This window comes from Streptomyces sp. NPDC048018 (assembly GCF_043202995.1).
Lineage (GTDB): Bacteria > Actinomycetota > Actinomycetes > Streptomycetales > Streptomycetaceae > Streptomyces.
Genome location: NZ_JBIDBK010000003.1, coordinates 181,609 through 197,720 on the forward strand (window position 1 = coordinate 181,609; position 16,112 = coordinate 197,720).

A 16,112-nucleotide genomic window follows, 5' to 3' on the forward strand; every position below is an offset into this window, starting at 1 on the left:
ATGCGTATCGGACCGGAAACGCGGCTGCCTCAGAGCAGGTCGCGTCGGTCGTCCTGGGTGACCGTGGGGGCCACGGGCGGGACGACCATCCGACGGCGGCGGAGAACACTGGTGTAGACGGCTGTGCCGATGATGCCGACCGCCATCAGGATGATGCCGACCAGATCGAGGTCGATTCCCTGGAGTTCCCAGTCGGACGCGAAAGTGAGAATGGCGCCGACGGCGATCAGGATGATGAACAGTCCCAGACCCATGATTGCTCCCTCCCATGCGGGTTGGTCAGCGTCCGGGTACCCGGGCATCCGGAATTCACGCGACCCGATTTCGGACCGTCGGCGTCCGCCCGATTCCTGTTTCCCGTTCCGCGCAGGGATGTTCATGGCCCGACGGGGCACGCGTGAGCCGCGGGCCCCGCGCACGCCGCCGGGCGGCGCGCCCCGCCCCAGGGCCGGCACCACATGGCCGAAGGACGACCCCCAGGGAGAACCGATGCAGGTCGAGGAGTGGCCCGACGACCCGGAACTCCGGCTGACGGCTCACGACGTGTCCGGCCGCTACCGGCTCGACGGCCTGCTGGGGCGCGGCGGCGCGGCCGACGTCTACGAGGCGCTGGACCTGCGACTGCGGCGCCCCGTGGCGGTGAAGCTGTTCCGTCCCGCCGACCCCGGCCGGCCGGACGAGCGGTGCGAGGAACAGTGCGACGAGGAGGGCCGCCTCCTGGCGCGTATGCAGCACCCCGGGCTGGTGACCCTCTACGACTCGGGCCACGACGCGGGCCGCCCCTACCTGGTGATGCAGCTCGTGCGGGGGACGACCCTGGGCCGCCGGCTCGCCCGGTCCACCCTCACCCCCGCCGAGACCTGCCGCATGGGCGCGACCCTCGCCTCGGCCCTCACCCACGTGCACGCCCGCGGTGTCGTCCATCGCGACGTCAAGCCGTCCAACATACTTCTGGACCGCGCGGACGCCCCGCACCTCGCCGACTTCGGCATATCCCGCCGCCTCGACGCGGCCACCGGACCCGCTCCCGGCTCCGGGGCCGACGCCGGCGGCAGGCTCACGGGGACCGCGTCCTACATGGCGCCTGAGCAGGCACTGGGCCGGCACACGGGTCCTGCCGCCGATGTGTACAGCCTCGGTCTGGTGCTCCTCGAAGCCCTCAAAGGGGAAGCCGAGTACGGAGGACCGCCGTTGGAGGCCGCGCTCGCGCACCTGGAGCGCCCGCCGGTGGTCCCGCCCGGCCTCCCGGCCGGACTCGCCGGTCTGCTGACGGCGATGACCGCACAGGCGCCCACCGCCCGGCCGGACGCCCGGGCCTGTGCCCGGGCCCTGGGCGACCCGCGGACCGCGGGCTCCCCATCCCACCGCGCGACCACGTCACCGCGTCGCGGCCCGGTCCGGAAACACTCCGAGGTCAGCGGCCGCGCACGGGCGGTGGCCGCGACGGTGGCCACGCTCGGACTCACGCTGGCCGGCTCGTGGGGCAGCACCCCCACCGGCGGCGAGGCGGCCGCGGCCCGGCCGGCCGGCCGGGCCGCCGTCGACCACCGGGCGGGATCCGTGGACCACCCGCGGCCCGCCGCCGGGGTGCCCTCCGCCCCGCGTCCGGGTGAGCCTCGCGGACACGCCTGACCCGCGTCGGGAGCGACGCCTGCGTACGGCAGCGCGCCCGGCCGTGGCGGTCCGTTCCTCCGGGCCGCCGCGTCACGAGGGCGTCGGCGCGGCCCAGTTCGGGTCACGGCCGCTCAGGCCGACGGTGCGGTCCAGCAGCGGGGCGTGTTCCGGGACGCGCACCACGGTGCCGAAGATGCCACCGCCGTTGCCCTGCTCCTCGGCCGCGGCCAGCAGGAAGGCGTGCGAGGCGCGCAGCGCGGCCTGGTCGGGGACGTACTCCTGGCCGGTGGCGCGGGCCAGGTCCCACCCGTGGATCACCAGTTCGTCGGCGGCCACGATCCCCGTGACACCGCCGGGCAGATCGACGCCGCCCGCGCGGGTCATCCCGGTCCAGGCCCCCGGATCCCTCCAGGCCTCGGCCAGGTCCTGGAGCAGACGCGGCAGTTCCGTGCGCCAGTCGGCGGGCAGGAGGGGCTCGGCGGCATCGGGCGCGGTGTCCGTCGTGGGGCCCAGGTCCTTGCGCGCGGCGTCACGGAAGGCCACGGACAGGCCCACCAGATGGCCCAGCAGGTCACCCACCGCGTACGCGGGGCACGGGGTCCGGTCGGCGAGGCGCGCGTCCGGAACGCCCGCCGCGAGACGCGCCACGACCAGCGCCTGCGGTCCGAGGTCGAGACCGGTCATGTCTGTCATCTGCCACTCCTTGGAGACGAGGGATCCGAAGGGTGGACCGGCGGCGGGGCGGGAACTCATCGCCGTGCGGCCGGCAGATTTCTGCCGGACGGACTCCTCCGGCGGGTGGCCCGGCCGGGGCGCGGGCCTTGGTGACGGGTAACCGGTGCCGGGGCGGGGACGCGGGGCGCGGGCCCGCCGGGCCGGGACGCGGGTGGTGCGGCCGGCACGCGAGGACCCCGCCCGGGCAGGCGGCCGAAGGTGTGCGCGACGCGAAGGCTTCACCTCCCGCCGGGCCGCAGGAATGCCCCCCAGGGTTTCGGAGCAGACGCAAAAGGGTCAATGCCGCACCCGAGGGGCCGAAGCCGGGCGCCGGGCGTGATCGGCCGGGCGCGGACGGGAACCCCTGACCCGGCGCCCGGGACCACTCCCCCGCGGCCGTCCCCTCCGCAGGAAAGGACCTACGACATGAGCGCAGCGCCCACCACCGTCACGCTCGGACCGGACAGCGACCTCGCCGAGGTCTTCGAACTCGCACAGCAGCTCAGGGTCGACTCGGTGCGCGCCAGCACGGCGGCGGGCTCCGGCCATCCCACCTCCAGCCTGTCCGCGGCCGATCTGATGGCGGTCCTGATGACCCGCCATCTGCGCTACGACTGGGCGGCCCCGGACAACCCGGCCGGCGACCACCTGATCTTCTCCAAGGGACACGCCTCGCCGCTGCTGTACGCGATGTTCAAGGCCGCCGGCGCGATCGACGACGACGAGCTGATGACCACCTACCGGCGCTTCGGCCACCGACTCCAGGGGCATCCCACCCCCGCCCTGCCCTGGGTGGACCTGGCCACCGGCTCCCTCGGCCAGGGCATCGCCTACGGGGTCGGGATCGCGCTCGCCGGCCGCGAGCTGGAGCAGCAGCCGTACCGGGTGTGGGTGCTGTGCGGCGACAGCGAGATGGCCGAGGGCTCGGTGTGGGAGGCCCTCGACAAGGCCGGGCATCACCGGCTGGGCAACTTCGTCGCCCTCGTCGACGTGAACCGTCTCGGTCAGAGCGGCCCCACCGAGCTGGAGTGGGACACCGACGCCTACGCCCGGCGCGTCGAGGCCTTCGGCTGCCGGGCACTGGTGGTCGACGGCCACGACCTGGCGGAGGTCGACCGGGCGCTGACCGTGGCCGCGGACGGCACGGCCCCCACCGTCGTGGTCGCCAGGACCGTCAAGGGCCGCGGCGTGTCCGAGGTCGCCGACAAGAACGGCTGGCACGGGAAGCCACTGCCGAAGGACATGGCCGAGCGGGCCGTCGCCGAACTGGGCGGCGTCCGCCACCTGGCCGTGGACGGCCCCAGGCCGCCGGCCGCCGGGGGCATCCCCGTCGGCGCCGGCAAGAGCGGTCCGGTGGAACTGCCGCGCTACGAGGTCGGGGACGAGGTCGCGACGCGGGTGGCCTTCGGTGCCGCCCTCGCCGCGCTCGGCGCCCGGCCCGAGGTGGTCGCCCTCGACGCCGAGGTCGGCAACTCCACGCACAGCGAGGACTTCGGGAAGGCGCATCCGGAGCGGTTCTTTCAGACGTACATCGCCGAACAGCAGATGATCGCCGACGCCGTCGGCATGGCCGTACGCGGCTTCCGCCCGTACGCCACGACCTTCGCCGCGTTCCTCACCCGGGCCCACGACTTCATCCGCATGGCCGCGGTCTCGCAGATCACCATGTCCCTGTGCGGGACGCACAGCGGCGTCGAGATCGGCGCCGACGGCCCTTCGCAGATGGGCGTCGAGGACCTCGCCATGATGCGTGCCGTGCTGGGCTCCACCGTGCTCTACCCCAGCGACGCCACCTCCGCGGCGGCCCTGACCGCCGCCATGGCGGACCTCGACGGCATCTCGTACCTGCGCACCACCCGCGGCGCGTATCCCGTGCTGTACGCCGCCGGCGAGAGCTTCCCGGTGGGCGGCTCCAAGACCTTGCGGCACGGCGAGCACGATCGGGTCACGCTCCTCGGCGCGGGCGTCACGCTGCACGAGTGCCTCGCCGCCGCCGAGGAACTGGCGGCCGACGGCATCCCGGCCCGCGTCGTCGACCTCTACTCCGTCAAGCCGGTCGACACCGACACCCTCGTGCGGGCCGCCCGCGAGACCGGTGCCCTCGTCGTCGCCGAGGACCACCATCCCGAGGGCGGGATCGGCGAGGCGGTGCTGTCCGCGCTGGCCCCCGGCGGCCATCAGCCGGCCTTCGCCCACCTCGCGGTCACCGGCCTGCCGGGCTCCGGCACGACCGCCGAACTCCTCGACGCGGCGGGCATCTCCCGCACCCACATCGCGCGCGCCGCCCGCAAGCTGCTCGACCGGTAGCGAGCCGCAGGACGCCGTGGCACCGGTGGCGGTCCCGTCCGAGCGCGTGTCTCCACGGAAAGGGGACGAGGCCGCCACGAGGGGACGAGGGTTTCCTCGTGGCTGCCTCCGAAGCGGCCCCGGCCCCACCCGGATCGCCGGGGTGGTGGCCCGGAGGCGGCGGCGGGCGCAGAATCGAGCTGTAGCGGTGGATACCGGGCGGCCGACGGTTTCGTCCCGGACCCCGTTCCGGAGGACGGATATGAGCACGACCGAGAAGTGGAAAGCCGCTGCCGAGCAGCTGGTGGGCAAAGCCGTCAGGAAGACGGCCCATGCGCTGGGAAGGGACAAGACGGCACTCAAGGGGGCCGGACTGCAGGCCCGCGGCAAGGCCCGGCACTGGAAGGAAAAGGCCAAGGACGCCTTCAAACGCTGAGCCGACGGTGATGCGGATGTCACTCGCGGCGCGAAGGATCCCGTTTCCCGGACGACGCGTTTCCCGAGGTTTGGACGGCGGTGTTCGGCGCATACGGAGGACTGACAGGATTCATGCGCGGGAAAGAGGTGCACCGTGGGCATCATCGGTTGGATTCTGGTGGGCCTGATAGCCGGAATGATCGCGAAGCTTCTGATGCCGGGAAAGGACCCCGGCGGCATCATCATCACCATTCTGATCGGTATCGCGGGAGGGCTCCTGGGCGGGTGGCTCGGGAAGGTCATCTTCCACGTCGACTCCATCGACGGCTTCTTCGAACTCTCCACCTGGGTCGCCGCCATCGTCGGCTCGCTCATCCTGCTGGCCGCGTACCGCATGGTCGCCGGTTCCAGACACCGTCACTGACGGGCTTCTCACGCGGCTCTGCCCGGCGCCCTCCGCGCCGGGCAGAGCCGCGTCGTCGTGCCGCCGGGGATTCGGCCCGGCCGCCCCCGCCGTGTTTTCCTTGGTGGGAACCCCATCGAAGAAGGCATGGCACCCATGAACCGCTCGGCCGCCCGTACGGGAGATCTCTCCGGCCTCGCCGATCTCACCGGCAACACCGGCACCCCGTCGCTCCCGGCCGCGGAGCGCTTCGACGACATGGAGCTGCCCCCGGCGGTCCTGACGACGCTGGCCGCCCAGGGCGTCACCACCCCGTTCCCGATCCAGGCCGCCACGCTGCCCAGCGCCCTCGCGGGCCGCGACGTCCTGGGCCGGGGGCGTACCGGGTCGGGCAAGACGCTCGCCTTCGGGCTCGCGCTCCTCGCCCGCACGGCCGGCCGGCGTGCCGACGCCAAGAAGCCCCTCGCCCTGGTCCTCGTGCCGACGCGCGAGCTGGCCCAGCAGGTGGCCGAGGCCCTCACGCCGTACGCCCAGGCGCTGAAGCTGCGCCTGGCCACCGTCGTCGGCGGCCTCCAGTCCGGCCGTCAGGCGACCGAGCTGCGGGCCGGGGCCGAGGTCCTCGTCGCCACGCCGGGCCGCCTCAGGGACCTCGTCGAGCGCAGGGACTGCCGCCTGGACCAGGTGGAGATCGCGGTCCTCGACGAGGCCGACCAGATGGCCGACATGGGCTTCCTGCCGCAGGTGACCGAGCTGCTCGACCAGGTGCGACCCGGCGGGCAGCGGATGCTGTTCTCGGCGACGCTCGACCAGGACGTCGAGGGGCTGGTCCGCCGCTACCTCCAGGACCCGGTGATCCACGCCGCCGACCTCACCGACGAGGGCGCGTCCAAGGTCGAGCACCACGTGCTCCACGTCCAGGGTTCCGACAAGTTCGCCACCGCCACGGAGATCGCCGCCCGCGACGGGCGCGTGATCATGTTCCTGGACACGAAGCACGCCGTCGACCGCTTCACCCGGCAGCTCGTCGGCAGCGGCGTACGGGCGGCGGCGCTGCACGGCGGCAAGTCCCAGCCCCAGCGCACCGACACCCTGGAGCGGTTCCGGACGGGGGCCGTCACCGTCCTCGTGGCGACGAACGTCGCCGCCCGCGGGATCCACGTCGACGACCTCGACCTCGTCGTCAACGTCGACCCGCCCACCGACCCGAAGGACTACCTCCACCGCGGCGGACGTACGGCACGGGCGGGAGCCTCCGGAAGCATCGTCACCCTCGCCCTGCCCGACCAGCGCCGCGACATGACGCGGCTCCTCACGGAGGCGGGCATCCGGCCCCGGATCACCAAGGTCCGTCCGGGCGATGCCGAACTGCGGCGCATCACCGGCGCCCGTACGCCCGCCACCACCCCTGGCGACGGCGGGTCCGCCGCTGCGGGCGGGGACCGGCGCGGCGCCACGTTCCGCGGGATGGGGACGGTCCCGGGAAAGCCCGGCCGCGCGAAGAACGAGTCCCGCAAGTCCGCCGAGGCCCGGCGCACGGCCGAGGCCCGCAGGGCGGCCCGCGTCCGGCGCGGCGGCGCGCAGGCGTAGGCGCCGCCGGCTCCGCCGTCCGTCCCCCGCGGAGTCACGCTCCGGCCGGCGCGCGGCCGCGGAGGCAGCCCGCCGGTTCCGGCCTCCGGCGTCCCCAGCGGGATCAGGTGCGTACGGCCGGAGGACGTCGACCCGGCTCCGTGGGTCAGGCTTCGGCGCCGGCCGTGATGCGCACGCACTCGCGTACGACCTCGCCCAGGTCGCAGCCGCCGCGGTGGAGGTCGCGCTGACGCTGCGCGCCGCCTCCCTGGGCGAGAAGAGCGGCCATCGCGCGATGGGCCCCGTCGCGGTCTCCGCAGGCGCGCAGGGCCGCGTCCGTGTGCTCCAGCAGGGCGTCCAGGGCCACATCGGCGGGCGTCTCGCGCATGGTGCGCGGGTCGAGGAGCGGCCCCCGGAGCCCCGAGCGAGCCGCCCGCCACGACGCCAGCCGCAGCAGGGTCGCCGGGATCCGGGTGGGTGGTTCCCCCGCTCGCCAGGCGCGCGCGGCCGTCTCCACCAGCCCCCGGGCCAGAGTCGCCACCAGCACGGTGGTGTCCGCCTCCAGGCAGACGTCCGCGACACGGATCTCGACGGTCGGGTACGTGTGGGAGAGCCGGGCGTCGAAGTAGACCATGCCCGGGTCGCGGAGGACCCCGGTCGCGAGCATGTCGCGCACCCGGTCGTGGTAGCCCTCAGCGCTGCCGAACGGCTCGTACGGTCCGGCCGAGGGCAGCCGGTTCCAGACCCGGCTGCGGTAACTGCTGTATCCGCTGTCCTGGCCGCCCCAGAAGGGCGAGTTGCCGCTGATCGCGTTCAGGAGGGAGAGCCAGGGCCCGATCCGGTCGAGCACGGCGACGCCCTCCTCGTCGGACTCCACGGAGACATGGACGTGGCACCCGCAGGTGAGCTGCTCCTGTGTCGTGAGGGCGAACTGCTCGGCCATCCACAGGTACCGGCGGCCGAAGTTCCGCGAGGGATCCACCGGGAGCGGCGAGGTGGCGAGGGCCGCGACCCGGGCGCCGGCCTCCTTGGCGTAGCGGGCCGCGTCGCCGCGCCGGCGGACGATCTCCGCCCGCAGTTCGCGCATGTCGCTCACGGGGCGGGTGGCGAACTCCAGCTGTTCCTGGTGCAGCTCCTTCTCGAAGCCACCTTCCGGCTCCGCGTCGCCGCCGCCGCGCGCGCCCTCGTTCCGGGCGCCTTCCGCAGCCGCCAGCACGGCCGCCGACACCGCGAGCGGTTCCCCGGTCGTGGCGCTGACGAGCAGCAGTTCCTCTTCGACTCCTACGGTGCGCATCCGTGCTCCTGTACGGCACTCGGCACACTGAAAGGCGCCGGTCGGTCGGTCTGCCGGTCATACTCCTGCCCGGAACGGTCCGGCTCATGCTCGCGTGCCGGCCGGCCGCGACGGCGGCGCCTCGCCGACGGCACGGCCGCCGGCATCCGCTCGCCGTCCTCCTCCGCTCGCCGTCCTCCTCCCGCACCCCGCGTCCGACGGCCGGCGCGCGGCCGTCACCGCTCGCGGAGGGCGGGCAGCAGAGTGGATTCGGCCCAGCGGATGAAGGGCAGCTGCCGGGCGCCGCCGATCTGGACGAGGGCGAGGTCGGTGAACCCGGCCTCCTCGTACGCGCGCACGGCCTTCAGGACCGCGTCGACGTCGTCCCCGCAGGGAATGGCGGCGGCGACGTCTTCGGGGCGGACGTGCCGGGTGGCCTGGGCGAAACCGGTCGGCAGGGGCAGTTCGGCGTTCAACGGCCAGCCGCCGAGGGCCCAGCGGAACTGTTCGTGGGCGCGGGCGACCGCCGCGTCGCGGTCGGTGTCGTAGCTGAGGGGGAGTTGGCCGATGCGGGGCTTGCCCGCGCCCCCGTGGCGGTCGAAGGCGTCGAGGAGTTCCGCCTCGGGCTCGGTGGCGATGAGAAGGTCGGCGTGGCGGCCCGCGATCTCGCAGGAACGGGGGCCGGAGACCGCGATGCCCAGGGGCGGCGTGGGGTCGGGGAGGTCCCAGAGGCGGGCGTTCTCGACCTGGAAGTGGCGGCCGCGCCGGGTGACGTATCCCCCGTCGAACAGTTCGCGGATGATGACGACGGCCTCCTCCAGCATTTCGAGCCGGACGCCCGCGGAGGGCCATCCCGCCCCGACGATGTGCTCGTTGAGGTTCTCTCCGGAGCCCAGGCCGAGCCGGAACCGGCCCTCGGACAGGAGCTGGAGGGTGGCCGCCTTCTGCGCGATCACGGCGGGGTGGTAGCGGAAGGTCGGACAGGTCACGAAGGTCGTCAGCGGAATGCGGGAGGTGGCCTGGGCGGCCGCCCCGAGAACGCTCCACGCGTACGGCGCGTGCCCCTGCTCCTCGAGCCAGGGGAAGGAGTGGTCCGAGACGACGGAGAAGTCGAACCCCGCCTTCTCGGCCGCGACCACGTGCTCGACCAGCTCCCGGGGTCCCGCCTGCTCGGTCATCATCGTGTAGCCGATGTTCATCATGACCGGCGCCTTGCCGCGACCGCCCTCCCATAAACGAGCCATTTTCTGCCATATCGGGCATCACGGAGGCACGTCGGCAGGCTCACCCGCCGACCCCCACCCCCTCGGCGGCCGCGCGCCCGGACTGCGGGCGCGCGGCCGCCCGAGGTGCGGCTCCCCGGGAGACGTGAACGCGCGTCAGCGCATGCCCGGCTCACCGGGCTCCGGCGGGAGCTCCCACGTGTCGGGGGCGGGACGGGGCCCTGTCCGGCCGGTCGTACCGCCGCCCGTCGTGTCCCCACCCCGCGTCCCGGCGGCGGACGTTCCACCGGAGGTCATGCCACCCGAGGTCATGTCCCCCGGGGTCATCTCGCCCGAGGGGCTGATGCGGCCGCGCCACTCGCCGGTCTCGTGCCCGCGCTCCTCGATGAACCCCTTGAACCGCTTGAGGTCGCCCTTGACGCGGCGGTCCAGGAAGCCCAGGGCGTCGCCGGCCTTCTCCGCCATGCCTTCCGGCTCCACGTCCATGGCGAGCCGGACCCGCGTGTGGTCCGGGTCGAGACGCTGGAAGGTGACGACCCCCTTCTGCCTGACGTCACCGCCCACGGCGCGCCAGGCGATGCGCTCGTCGGGGAGCTGGTCGATGATCTCGGTGTCGAACTCGCGCCGGACTCCCGCGACCTTGGTGCTCCAGTGGCAGTGACGGGCGTCGATCTGGCGGACGTCCTCCACACCTTCCATGAAGTTCGGGAAGTCCTCGAACTGGGTCCACTGGTTGTAGGCGCTCCGCACCGGAACGTCCACGTCGATCGTCTGCTCCACCATGCTCACGGTCATTCCTCCTTCATGCCGCTCAGGACAAAGCTGGATCGATGCGCGCGTACCCGTCGCGGTGCGACTCAATCTCGCAGCTGCCGTCACGAACGCCGGGCGTCCGCTCACTCTCCGCTGTCGCCGATGTGCGGGTCATCACGCCCCGTGTCAGGTTGGTGTGACGGGACAAGCCCGCACCGCAGAGGAGAGGTCGTCATGGGCGGCATGCAGGACAAGGAACAGCAGCCGGGGAAGGGCCGCGAGGAGCAGGTCCGTCCCCACGAGCCGGAACGTGAATCCCCTCGGCCGCCGCAGGGCGGCAAGGGCCCCGGTGAACTGCGCCGCCCCGAAGACGACAGGGAGCGGCCGCGCCGCGGGCGCGCCGAGGGGGAGCCGCGGGACGAGGCGCCGGACGAGACGTAGAGCGGGTCGCGGCCTTCCGGCCGCCGCGCGCCTGGCACCCGCACTCCAGCCGTCGCTCATTCGTGCACCTTGCACATCAGATGAGCGGTCCAGGCATGCGAGGCCCCCGGCGGGGCATTCGCACGGCAGACGGGCCGACGCCGATCACGGCGCGCTCGCCGGAGCACACGTCCATGAGCACGTAGGAGTCGCCGTGACCGTCCGGATCGGAGTGGAAGAAGAGTTCCACGTGATCGATGTCGAGACCGGGGAGCTCGTTCCACGAGCCGAAGACGTCCTCAGCCGGGTGGCCCGGCCCCCCGACAGCGGGCCCCATGACGGCTACGCCCGCGAGCTCCCGCAGTCCGTCGTGGAGTCCAACAGCGGGGTGCACACGTCCCTCGACGGCCTCTACGCCGACCTCTCCAGAACCCGCCGCCGGCTCGACGACAGCGCGTTCCGCCAGGGCCTCGGCATCGCCGCGGCGGGCACCGCCCCGCTGACCCGGCTCGGCACCGTCCCGCCGACCCCTGAACGCCGCTACCACCACATGACGGACGAGTACCGCCGGCTGGCGGACGAGCAGCTGATCTGCGGCGCGCAGGTGCACGTCGACGTGCCGGACCGGGACACCGCGGTGCGGGCGATGTGCGCCGCGGGGCCCTGGCTGCCGCCGCTTCTGGCCCTGTCCGCGAGTTCGCCCTTCTGGCTCGGCGCCGACACCGGCTACGCCAGCTGGCGCACCATGGTCTGGCAACGCTGGCCCACGTCCGGGCCGCCGGGATGCTTCGGCGGCGCCGCGGAGTACGACCGCGCCGTGGACGAACTGGTGCGTTCCGGCGTCATCAGCGACCCCGGGATGATCTACTACGACATCCGTCCGTCGGCCCATCTGCAGACCCTCGAACTACGTGTCTGCGACGCGTGTCCGCGGGTCGAGACCGTCGTCCTGATCGCCGCCCTGTTCCGGGCCCTCGTGGTCGACGCCTGCGCCCGCCTCCGCACGGCCGGCGGCACCCGGTGCGACGGCCGGCACGAGTGGTTGCGGGCGGCCACCTGGCGCGCCGCCCGGTCCGGTCTGGAAGGCGAACTCGTCGATCCGGCCACCCGCCGGGCCGCGCCCGCCCCCGAGGTCGTACGCGGCATGCTGAGGCGACTCCGCCACCCGCTGGAGGAGTACGGGGACTGGGCGACCGTGCTGACCCTGACCGAAGAGGCGCTGGCCCGTGGCAGCGCCGCCCATCGGCTGCGCAGGACGGTCGCGGCAGAGGACCTGCTCGCGGGCGTGGACGACCTCCTCGCCGCGACCCGGGGTGGCGCACCCGGCCCCGTCAGGGGTGACCGGGCGCGCCGGGCACGCCGGCCGGCGCCGCGCCCGGCGGGGCGGCAGAGCGGTGGCGGGCGCCTCGCGGCCCGGCCGGCCAGGGCGCGCGGCACGCGGCACGCGCCCGCCGACCCCGGCGTCGCCGACGACCCGGCCGACGAGCACAACGTGCGCGGGACCGGGCCGATCGCGTCGCCATGGCGACGCGGCGGCCCCGCTCCCGGGACGACCCCGGGCCGTCGCCCGGCGCCCGCCGTCCGGTCCGAAGGAGGCCCGGCGTGTGCGGTCTGAGTGGAGAGGTCCGCTTCGACGGAGGGCGGCCCGACCTCGCCGCCGTGGAACGCATGACCGCCCGGCTGGCGGCCCGTGGACCCGACGGCCGGGGTCTCTGGTCCGAAGGAGCCGTGGCTCTCGGACACCGCCGGCTGAAGATCATCGATCTGTCGGATCGCGCCGCGCAACCGATGACCGAAGACGAGGCGGGTCTCACCTGCGTCTTCAACGGCTGCGTCTACAACTACCGGGAACTGCGCGAGGAACTGCGGGGGCACGGCCACCGCTTCGGCACCACGTCGGACACCGAGGTCGTCCTCAAGGCGTACCGCCAGTGGGGCACCGGCTTCGTCCGGCATCTCGTGGGCATGTTCGCCGTGGCGTTGGTGGAGCACACCACCGGCAGGCTCGTCCTCGCCCGGGACCGGCTGGGCATCAAACCGCTCTACCTCGCGGCCCGTCCCGGACGGCTCAGGTTCGCCTCCACGCTCCCCGCCCTCCTCGCCGCGGGCGGGATCGACACCTCCCTCGACCCGGTCGCGCTGCACCACTACATGAGCTGGCAGTCGACGGTCCCCGCCCCGCGCACCGTCCTCGCCGGGGTGCGCAAGCTGCCGCCCGCCACCGTGCGGGTCGTGGAGGCGGACGGGACGCAGCACGACCACTCCTACTGGCAGCCCTCCTACACCCGGCGGACCGAGTACGCCGGGATGGGCGCCGAGGAGTGGCGCGACGCCGTCCTCGGGGCGCTGCGGACCGCCGTACGACGCCGGATGGTCGGTGACGTGCCGGTCGGCGTGCTGCTGTCCGGCGGACTGGACTCCAGCCTGATCGTCGCCCTGCTCGCCGAGGAAGGGCAGACCGACCTGCGGACCTTCAGCGTCGGCTTCGAGTCGGAGGCCGGGGAGGAGGGCGACGAGTTCCCCTACTCGGACCGGGTCGCCCGGTGCTTCGGAACCGACCACCACCAGCTGATCGTGCCCTCGGACCGGGTCTCCACCGCCCTGGACGGAGCCGTCGCCGCCATGAGCGAGCCGATGACCAGCCACGACGCGGTCGCCTTCCATCTCCTGTCGGAGCAGGTCTCCAAGGAGGTGAGCGTCGTGCAGAGCGGGCAGGGCGCCGACGAGGTCTTCGCCGGCTACCACTGGTACCCGGCCATGGCCGAGGTGCCCCGCGAGGCCGAGCCGGAGCGGTACGCCGAGGTCTACTTCGACCGGCGGCACGCCGAGCTGGCGAGGATCCTGCGGCCCGAGATGCTCCCCGGATCCGACCCGTCGACGGAGTACGTGCACCGGCACATGGCGATGCCCGGCGCCGAGACGGCCCTGGACGCCGCGCTGCGGACGGAGACGCACGTCATGCTCGTCGACGACCCGGTGAAGCGGGTCGACAACATGACCATGGACTGGGGGCTGGAGGCCCGCGAGCCCTTCCTCGACCACGAGCTCGTCGAGCTCGCGGCCGCCTGCCCGCCCGAGCTGAAGCTCGCCCAGGGCGGCAAGGGTGTCCTCAAGGACGCCGCGCGCACGCTCCTGCCCCACGACGTCGTCGACCGGCCCAAGGGCTACTTCCCGGTGCCGGCGATCCGCCACATGGCGGGCCCGGTACGACAGCGCGTGAGGGACGTGTTCGCCGCACCCGTCGCCCGTGGCCGCGGGGTGTTCCGGGACGAGTACATCGCCTCGCTCCTGGAGGCGCCGGATGGCCATCGCACGAACCGTGGGGCCAATGCCCTGTGGCAGGTAGCGTTGTTGGAGACATGGCTGCAGACGCACGGCATCCACTGACCGCGCCCGTCCTGCCCGGGGCGCCCGCGGCACTGCCCCTCGGCAGCGCCGTCGGGCCGCCGGACGACCGGCCGCGTGTCGGGGCGCACGCCTGCTGGTATCCGACGGCGGACCCGGCGGCCGAACACGTGGCGTTCATCTGCGACCGCGGTGGTGTGCCGCAACTGTGGACGGCGCCGGTGGACGGCGCCGAGGTCCGGCTGCTGGACGCCGCCCCGGACCACGTCACCGAGGTCTCCTGGTCGCCGGACGGGCGCTGGATCGCGTACACCGTCTCCCCCGGCGGCAGCGGTCACACCCGCGTGCTCTGCGTCCGCCCCGACGGCACCGACCGCCGGGTCCTGGCCGGCGCGGACCCGGGCTCCTCGGCGTACCTGGGCTGCTGGACCAGGGACGGCTCGGCGCTGGCCGTCACGATCGCGCAGCCGACGCCGGACCGGCCGGAGGACCTGCGCGCGCACCTTGCGGGGTCGGCGGACTGGACGGAACGCGACGGCCACGCCGCCATGCTCCGGGGCGGCGTGACCGCCGCGGACGGGGACGGCGGCCCCCCGGCCCGGGACCGGCTCACCGCCTATCTCGTCGATCCGGCGGCTGTCGGCGCGCCCGTCCTGCTGGCGGACGAGACCGAGGCCGCGACGCTGCGGGTGTGCGACATCAGCCCGGACGGTGGCCTTGTCCTGCTGCGCCGCGGGCCGCGCGGACGGCGGGAGGCGGTCGTCGTCCGGCTGGCCGACGGGACACCGGCCCGCGTGCTGCCCGTCGCCGACGGCGACCCGTGGATCGGCCGCTTCTCCCCGGACGCAGGCACCGTGTGGCTGCGCAGCGACCACGGACGCGAGTACGCGGCGCTGCTCGCCCTCGACCTGACCGGCGCGGGAGATCCCGCGAGCGACGTGCGCGTGGTGGCGTACCGGGAGGCCTGCGATCTGGAACTCCTCGCGTTCGTCGAACACGGCCGCCGGGCCGCACTCGCGTGGAACGTCCGGGGCGCCAGCGTCCTGGAGACCCGGCCGCTCACCGGCTCCGCGGCGGTTCCGCACGACGGCGCCGCGCCCGTCGCCCCGGCCCCCCGCCAGGTGGACCTGGACCACGAGGTGGTCACCCGGGTCACCCCGGCCGGAGCGCGGGGCATGCTCGTCGCCCTCTCGGGGTCCCAGCGGAGGCCCGGGGTGTGGCACCTGCCGGACGCGTCGCCCCCCGCCCGGACGCCGTGGTCGGCGCGTGACGCCGACACCGTGCCGCCGGGGCGCGCTCCCGTACGGCCGGTTCCCGTCCGCCCGACGGCCCGCGACGAGCTGCTCCTGGGCGGCTGGTACCACCGGGCCCCCGGCCGTGCCGCCGGCGAGCCGGCCCCCTGTGTGCTCCATCTGCACGGTGGCCCGGAGGAGCAGGAGCGTCCGGTCTTCGACCCGCTCTACCACGAGCTGCTCGGCCGCGGCCTCGACGTCTTCGCCCCGGACGTCCGCGGCTCCTCCGGCTGGGGCCGCACGTTTCGCGACGCGGACCTCGGCGCAGGGCGTTTCGCGGCGATCCAGGACGTGGCCGCCTGCGCCGCGCACGTGATCGAGGCGGGGCTCGCCGACCCCTTGCGGCTGGCCGTCATGGGCCACTCGTACGGCGGCTACCTCACGCTCGCCTCCGTGGTCTGGCACCCCGAGCTCTTCCGCACCGGGGTCACCGTGTGCGGCATGTCCGACTTCGCCACCTTCTTCGCCGGAACGGAGCCCTGGCTGGCCGATTCGGCGGCGCACAAGTACGGCCATCCGGTCCGCGACCGGGCCCTGCTGCGCGCGCTCTCGCCCATGAGCCGGATCGACGCCCTGCGGGTGCCTCTCCTCGCGATCCACGGCGAGCACGACACCAACGTCCCGCCGCGCGAGTCCGAGCAGATCGTCGCGGCCGCCCGGGCCCGCGGCCTCGAGGCGGAGCTGCTGTTGCTGCACGAGGAGGGCCACGACTTCCGCCGCGCGGAGAGCCGGCGCCTGTTCCGGCTGACCGCCGCGGACTGGATCCAGCGCCGCCTCGCCGCGTGACCGGGCTCGGGCGCGGCGGC

At 74.1% G+C, this 16,112-nt stretch carries 13 protein-coding genes and 1 pseudogene; 9 read left to right on the forward strand and 5 right to left on the reverse strand.

What is annotated here, in order from left to right; all coding sequences use genetic code 11:
• Positions 1-29: 29 nt before the first annotated feature.
• The gene (locus ACGF1Z_RS12195; RefSeq protein ID WP_393002780.1) at positions 30-254 is read right to left on the reverse strand and encodes a DUF6458 family protein; all 225 of its coding nucleotides are present in this window, start codon (positions 252-254) and stop codon (positions 30-32) included.
• Between the two features lie 235 nt (positions 255-489).
• Between ACGF1Z_RS12195 and ACGF1Z_RS12200 the strand changes: the two genes are divergently transcribed.
• Positions 490-1,632 (forward strand): serine/threonine-protein kinase, encoded by a 1,143-nt coding sequence (locus ACGF1Z_RS12200; RefSeq protein WP_393002782.1) that lies wholly within the window; start codon positions 490-492, stop codon positions 1,630-1,632.
• 72 nt (positions 1,633-1,704) lie between these two features.
• Here the strand turns inward: ACGF1Z_RS12200 and ACGF1Z_RS12205 are convergent, their stop codons facing one another.
• A complete protein-coding gene (locus tag ACGF1Z_RS12205; protein WP_393002784.1) occupies positions 1,705-2,307 on the reverse strand; it encodes a TIGR03086 family metal-binding protein in 603 nt (200 codons plus the stop codon).
• A 447-nt stretch (positions 2,308-2,754) separates the two neighbouring features.
• Between ACGF1Z_RS12205 and ACGF1Z_RS12210 the strand changes: the two genes are divergently transcribed.
• The 4 genes from ACGF1Z_RS12210 to ACGF1Z_RS12225 all read left to right on the forward strand — a co-directional run bounded on the left by ACGF1Z_RS12210 (position 2,755) and on the right by ACGF1Z_RS12225 (position 7,021).
• Positions 2,755-4,635 carry a transketolase gene (locus ACGF1Z_RS12210; protein ID WP_393002786.1) on the forward strand — a complete coding sequence of 627 codons (1,881 nt, stop codon included), beginning with the start codon at positions 2,755-2,757 and terminating at the stop codon, positions 4,633-4,635.
• A 241-nt stretch (positions 4,636-4,876) separates the two neighbouring features.
• A complete protein-coding gene (locus ACGF1Z_RS12215) occupies positions 4,877-5,050 on the forward strand; it encodes a hypothetical protein (protein WP_393002788.1) in 174 nt (57 codons plus the stop codon).
• Positions 5,051-5,185: 135 nt separating this feature from the next.
• Positions 5,186-5,455 (forward strand): GlsB/YeaQ/YmgE family stress response membrane protein, encoded by a 270-nt coding sequence (locus tag ACGF1Z_RS12220; RefSeq protein ID WP_393002790.1) that lies wholly within the window; start codon positions 5,186-5,188, stop codon positions 5,453-5,455.
• A 135-nt stretch (positions 5,456-5,590) separates the two neighbouring features.
• On the forward strand, positions 5,591-7,021 hold the full coding sequence (locus tag ACGF1Z_RS12225) for a DEAD/DEAH box helicase (protein ID WP_393004137.1): 1,431 nt from the start codon (positions 5,591-5,593) through the stop codon (positions 7,019-7,021).
• Positions 7,022-7,166: 145 nt separating this feature from the next.
• Here the strand turns inward: ACGF1Z_RS12225 and ACGF1Z_RS12230 are convergent, their stop codons facing one another.
• The 3 genes and pseudogenes from ACGF1Z_RS12230 to ACGF1Z_RS12240 form a co-directional block, all read right to left on the reverse strand.
• Positions 7,167-8,294 carry a glutamate--cysteine ligase gene (locus ACGF1Z_RS12230; RefSeq protein WP_393002792.1) on the reverse strand — a complete coding sequence of 376 codons (1,128 nt, stop codon included), beginning with the start codon at positions 8,292-8,294 and terminating at the stop codon, positions 7,167-7,169.
• Positions 8,295-8,509: 215 nt separating this feature from the next.
• Positions 8,510-9,475: an LLM class F420-dependent oxidoreductase gene (locus ACGF1Z_RS12235; RefSeq protein ID WP_393002794.1), complete on the reverse strand. Its 966-nt coding sequence runs from the start codon at positions 9,473-9,475 to the stop codon at positions 8,510-8,512.
• Positions 9,476-9,814: 339 nt separating this feature from the next.
• Positions 9,815-10,285: pseudogene (locus ACGF1Z_RS12240) on the reverse strand (SRPBCC family protein); the annotation flags it as partial.
• A 198-nt stretch (positions 10,286-10,483) separates the two neighbouring features.
• Here ACGF1Z_RS12240 and ACGF1Z_RS12245 point away from each other — a divergent pair.
• The 4 genes from ACGF1Z_RS12245 (at position 10,484) to ACGF1Z_RS12260 (ending at position 16,092) form a co-directional block, all read left to right on the forward strand.
• The gene (locus tag ACGF1Z_RS12245; RefSeq protein ID WP_393002796.1) at positions 10,484-10,690 is read left to right on the forward strand and encodes a hypothetical protein; all 207 of its coding nucleotides are present in this window, start codon (positions 10,484-10,486) and stop codon (positions 10,688-10,690) included.
• Positions 10,691-10,883: 193 nt separating this feature from the next.
• On the forward strand, positions 10,884-12,284 hold the full coding sequence (locus tag ACGF1Z_RS12250) for a glutamate--cysteine ligase (RefSeq protein ID WP_393002798.1): 1,401 nt from the start codon (positions 10,884-10,886) through the stop codon (positions 12,282-12,284).
• The gene (locus ACGF1Z_RS12255) at positions 12,272-14,056 is read left to right on the forward strand and encodes an N-acetylglutaminylglutamine amidotransferase (RefSeq protein WP_393002800.1); all 1,785 of its coding nucleotides are present in this window, start codon (positions 12,272-12,274) and stop codon (positions 14,054-14,056) included. The genes ACGF1Z_RS12250 and ACGF1Z_RS12255 overlap by 13 nt, the downstream gene beginning before the upstream one ends.
• Positions 14,029-16,092 (forward strand): S9 family peptidase, encoded by a 2,064-nt coding sequence (locus ACGF1Z_RS12260; protein ID WP_393002802.1) that lies wholly within the window; start codon positions 14,029-14,031, stop codon positions 16,090-16,092. Before ACGF1Z_RS12255 ends, ACGF1Z_RS12260 begins: the two co-directional genes overlap by 28 nt.
• Positions 16,093-16,112 lie beyond the last annotated feature (20 nt).